The organism is Candidatus Eisenbacteria bacterium, from assembly GCA_016867495.1.
In the GTDB taxonomy this organism is placed as follows: Bacteria; Eisenbacteria; RBG-16-71-46; order CAIMUX01; family VGJL01; genus VGJL01.
Map to the genome: position 1 here is coordinate 1 of VGJL01000183.1, position 5105 is coordinate 5105.

Annotated in this window: 5 protein-coding genes; 1 reads left to right on the forward strand and 4 read right to left on the reverse strand. The window is 69.3% G+C overall.

Annotated elements, in window-relative coordinates:
* From FJY88_11775 to FJY88_11790, 4 genes are all read right to left on the reverse strand, one after another.
* Positions 1 to 249, reverse strand: a 249-nt coding sequence (locus tag FJY88_11775; protein ID MBM3288011.1) for a hypothetical protein, incomplete at its 3' end; no start/stop codon positions are given.
* A complete protein-coding gene (locus tag FJY88_11780; GenBank protein MBM3288012.1) occupies positions 246 to 1592 on the reverse strand; it encodes a hypothetical protein in 1347 nt (448 codons plus the stop codon). The genes FJY88_11775 and FJY88_11780, both read right to left, overlap by 4 nt.
* Positions 1577 to 2749: a glycosyltransferase family 1 protein gene (locus FJY88_11785; protein MBM3288013.1), complete on the reverse strand. Its 1173-nt coding sequence runs from the start codon at positions 2747 to 2749 to the stop codon at positions 1577 to 1579. The genes FJY88_11780 and FJY88_11785 overlap by 16 nt, the downstream gene beginning before the upstream one ends.
* A complete protein-coding gene (locus FJY88_11790; GenBank protein ID MBM3288014.1) occupies positions 2746 to 3855 on the reverse strand; it encodes a glycosyltransferase in 1110 nt (369 codons plus the stop codon). The genes FJY88_11785 and FJY88_11790 overlap by 4 nt, the downstream gene beginning before the upstream one ends.
* Before the next feature lie 179 nt (positions 3856 to 4034).
* Here FJY88_11790 and FJY88_11795 point away from each other — a divergent pair.
* Positions 4035 to 5105: glycosyltransferase family 4 protein (locus FJY88_11795; protein ID MBM3288015.1), on the forward strand; the 1071-nt coding region annotated here is incomplete at its 3' end.

Genomic DNA, 5105 nt, shown 5'->3' on the forward strand with positions numbered 1-5105 from the left:
CGCCTTGAGGACCGCCCACTGACGGTAGACGACGATCGTCGCCGTTCCCGCGAGAGCGGCGCCATCTTCTCTCCTGGCTTGCGCGCGGATCGTCACCGTGTCCGGATGCTCCGGCGCGGTGAAAGTGGCGGCGGGCGCCTCGATGTCGATGGAAAGCGGCTCGCCGGCATCGGGAGCGGGCGAGTCCAATGGCGAGCGCGCGCACTGGAGGAAGATCAAGCTCATGATGATGAGCAGGCGGATCCTCACGGCGCGCCTTCCTTTCTCTTGCCGAAGGGGATGACCGCTCGGACGGTGACGAGCGCGGCTACCAGATCATCCTGCCTCAAGAGGAGGGCATTCTTCCAGGCGAAACCAGGCTCCCTTCGAATCCTGAGGAAGAGGAGCAGGGCGAGAAGCGAGTAGGCGACCGTCGATGCGGCCGCCGCGCCGCTCGGGCCGTGCCGTGGGATCCAGAGGAGATTCAAGAGGAGATTCGTCCCCACGGCGATCGCCGAGAGGGCCGCGTTCACGCGGGGCGAGCCTTTCTGCTGGGTGTAGTAGAGCGACAGCGGCTTGGCGACCGCGATGGCCGTGACGCCGGGCAGCAGGATCCAGAGCGGGCGCGCGGCGGGCAGGAACGCCTCGCCGTAGATGAGCAGGATCACCGGCACGGCGGCGATCGCGATCGCGACCGAGCCGGAGGCGACGAACCAGAGCCCGACCCGGGAGGCGCGACAGGCGAGGGCGAGCGCGGCTTCCTCTCGATCGGCCGACATCCTGCGGCTCATGGCGAGCGTGAGCGAACTCGGGAAGTACCAGAGAAGCTCCGCGAGGAGGACGGCGACGGAGTAGTAGCCGACCCTCTCCGCGCCGCGCATCGCCCCAAGGAGAAAGCCGTCCAGTCGAAGCATCAGAGCCCAGAGCAGGTTCGCGACGTAGGCATCGATGCCGAAGCGGAGCGAGGATCGGGCGCAGGCCCGCATCCGATCGCGCGAGGGGCGCGCGTGGCGCGCGAGCCAGGCGATCGTCGCGATCGGCGCTGCGATCTGCGTGAGGAGCCAGGCATAGGCGGCGAACGTCGCGTCCCTTCTCAAGAGGACGAGCGCGATGACCGAGGCAGCGGCCCAGAGGAGGGGACCGAGCAGCGAGATCCGGTTGTGCGTGGCGATGCATCCGAGGCCGATCATCACGCCCGATCCGTTGATCTGCACGATCGCCAGAACGAGAATCGGCAGGAGCGCGAGGAGGAGGCCCGGAGGAAGGACGATCTTCCCTTGAAGGCGCGGCAGAAGAAGCAGGACGGCGGCGGCGCACGCGAGGCCTGCGAGGATGCTCAGGACGATCTGCGTCCCCGCGACCGTCTCCTTCCTGAAGAGACCCTTGCCCAGGTTGTGGATCGCCGCCGTCTGGAGCCCGATTCCCCCGAGAGTCATGACCAGGAACAGCATGTAGGAGAGATAGGAGAGGAGCCCCTTGCCTTCCGGGCCGATCGTGCGCGCCACGACGATGTTCGTGACAAGCCCCGCCGCGAGGATGACGAGTCGGGAGATGAGAGTTCCCGCGGCGTCCGCGCCGATGCGGGCGGAGGGAGCGTTCATGTCGTCGACCACCCGCGCTCGGCCTCCTCGACGATCCGCTCCACGCGATCCGCGAGCGCTTCCCAGGCGAAGGGGCGGACCGCCTCGCGCCGGGCGGCACGCGTCTGGGGATCGTCATCCTCGAGCGCCCGCCGGATGGCGGCTACGAACTCCTCCGGACCCTCGGCGAACTTGATCTGCTCCGCGATCGGCCCTCCGAGGAGCGACTCGAGGGGAGTGGCCACGACCGGCCGTCCGAGGGCGAGGTACTCGTAGATCTTGAGCGGATCGACCGCGCGCCGGATCGGCCCGGGCCGGAAAGGAGCGAGGCAGACGTCGAAGGAAGCGATGAAGTCCGGAACGCTCGCCTGGGGAACGGGGCCGACGATCCTGACATTCGGCTCCCTTCGCAGGCGCTCGACCGCCGCGGCGTCGCGGACGGGGCCCACGAGCGCGAGGCTGCCTTCCGGGAAAGCGCGCGCGGCGGCATGCATGAGGGGATAGTCCAGATAGGAGAAGAGCGCGCCGACGAAGCCGATCCGTGGATGGGGGAGGTCCCGCACGGGAGCGGGCGCGGCGCCCGGAACGCGATCGATCCAATCCCCCCGCACACCGTTGGGCACGAGGGAGATGTTTCCGGACCGCGTGCGCGCGGCGTAGGCCTCCACGAGAGCGGTCGATGTCGCCAGGACCAGATCGGCCGAGGCGATCGCACGCTCGACGCAGCTCCTCATGTTCCTGCGCGTTTCCGCTCGCGCCTCGTACGCGCCCAGGTCGTCGACGAGATCGAGGATCAAGCGCTCGGGCGCGAGCGTCGGCACCGCCTCGACGTAGACCGGATTGTACAACCAGAGCCAGGCGCGGTCGAAACCGAGGCGGGCCGCCTCCTTCCTGAGCAGCCTCCCGCAGCGCCTATGCTGGATCCGGCTGACCGCGGGACGCGTCCAGAGCGGGAATCCCATCGGCGGCGTCATGATCCAGAGCGATTCTCCCGCGCGCCGCACCCGCATCCGGAAAGGGTCGTTGCGGCTCGCAGGAGGGATGTGCGCCGGCGGCGCGCGCAGGATCGAGTGGGACGGCTCGACGTAGGCGACCGGCCGGCCGCGCGAGAGGCGTGCCATGAAGTGCTGCTTCCGGAACCAGGTCTCGTCCCAGTACTGCGTCGACGCGCAGAAGAGAAGAGGTCTCATCTCGTTGCCTGTCCGACGATCGCTTCGATCATCGATTCTATTCTGCGGGCCCGCGTCTGGATCGAGCCGGCCTTGACCGCCGCGCGCCGCGCCGCCTCTCCAGCCGCTCTCCTCCACTCTGCATCCCGGGCGACCCGCGAGAGGGCGACGGCCAATGCCTCCGGATCGCGGGGGGGAACCAGGAGACCGGTGACGCCCTCCTCGACGATCTCCGGCACGCCGCCGACGCGCGTGGCGACGGCCGGACGCCCGCCCGCCATGCCTTCGAGCAACGCCACGCCGTGAGATTCATCGATGGAGGACAGACAGACCGCCCAGGCGGCGGCGAGGTACGGCCTCGGATCGCGTCTTTCGCCCACGACGTGGACGCGACCGGTCAGGTTGTTACCGCGGGCCGCCGCCTCGATCCGGGCGCGCTCCGGCCCATCTCCGACCAGGATGAGATGCCCTTCCACGCGGGCCATCGCCGAGAGGAGGGTCCCGTGATCCTTGACGGGCGCGAGCCTGGCCGTGCAGAGAAAGACAGGCTCATCGGGACCGATTCGCAGCTCGCGGCGCACAGGCTCCTGAGGGGGGAGATCGGCCCAGAAGTCCGGATCGATCGCGTTCGGGATCACGACGATCCGATCGCCGGGGATCGCGAGCGTCTTGCGCAGCCAGCCGGCCTGGGCCTCGGAGACGGCGATGATTCGATCCGAGAGGCCGGCCGTTCTCCTTCGGATCCAGTCCAGGATGGGCGTCGCGGGAGGTCGTCTGTGCGAGTGCTCGGTCGTCAGGACGAGAAGACGGCGCCGCGAAGCCGGGAGCGATGTCGTCTGGCGCAGAGCGCGGGCGATGAGCGCCGCGCGGACGTGGGTCGTGTGGATCGCCAGGACCCTCTCGCGGGCGATCATCGCGCGAAGCCGAGGCAGGACGCGGATGTCGAGCGGACCGCGCATGCCCAGGATCTCGCAGGGCGCGCGCAGCATCCCCGCCAGCGGCGCGTCGTCCCGCAGGACGACCACGCGCGCGCGGATCCTCTCGGGATCGAGCGCATTGACGAGCGCGACGAGCTGGGACTCGGCTCCGCCGACCCCCAGCAGGTCGGTGAGGAAGAGAACAGACAACGGCTCGAGCCTCGTCACAGCGATCGTCCCGCCTCCCTGCGCCGGCCGCGAATCGATCGGCGCGACTCCACCGGCGGCGCGATTCTACCGGCTGCCCCGGCATCGGTCGACAGGATACAATCCGCCTGGCCAATTGGCGGGCGAAGGGAGGAGCCATCGCACAATCGGGCAAGGCTCGCGTGCTCGTCGTCGGGCCGCGCGGCGGCGCGACCGGCGGGGTGGCGATGTTCAACGATATCCTGCTCGCCTCTCCGCTCGCGGAGAGGTTCGAGCTGATCCATCTGGACACCACCCGCACGCCGGCCGGCCGCGGCAAGGCCGCGACTCTTGCGCCGATCAACCTGCTTTACTTCGCGCGCCAGGCCCTCCGCCTCGTCTCGATCCTCTCGACCCGCCGCCCGCGAATCATCCATCAGCCGATCACCTACGGGATATCGTTCTGGAAGGAGTGCGCATTCCTCGCGCTCGCCAGCCTCTTCGGCGCCGCGACGGTCGGCCATCTGCACGGCGGGGCGTTTCTCGAGTTTCTCCATGCGGCCTCCGGCCGGAAGCGCCGGAGGATCGCCGCCGCCCTTCGCCCCCTCTCGGCCATGATCGCTCTCTCGGAAGGATGGCGGCGCGCGCTGCTCGAGGAAGTCGACTCGGGACTTCGGGTCGTGGTGATCCCCAACACCGTCGAGGCCGGCTTCGCCCGCTGGGCGGACCGTTTCGATCGATCGGTCCGACGAGAGCGCGTGACGGTCCTCTGCCTGGGACGGCTGTCGTCGCGCAAGGGGACTATCGATGCCCTGCGGGCCGCGCCCCTCTTGCGAGAACGGGTCGTACAGGCACGCCTGGTCTTCGCGGGCGAGGCGGCGACGGCCGCCGATCGCGAGGAGATCGACCGCGCGCTCGAGACCGTGGGGAGGGACGGAGTCGAGTTCACGGGCGCCGTGTCCGGCGAGGCGAAGCGCCGCCTTTTCGAGGAGGCGGACATCTTCCTGCTCCCGTCCCACGTCGAGAATCTGCCGATCGTCGTGCTCGAGGCCATGGCGGCAGGGTTGCCGCTGGTCGTGACGAAGGTCGGAGCGCTTCCCGAGTTCCTGGCCGAAGGGCAAAACGCCCTCTTCGTCCGGGCGGGCGACCCGGAGGAGATCGCATCGAAGGTCGCCGAGCTCGCGGCCCGGCCCGATTCGAGGAGATCGATGGGCGAGGCGAACAGGAGACTGTTCCGGGAGGAGTTCGGGCCGGAGCGGATGTTCGCGCGGATC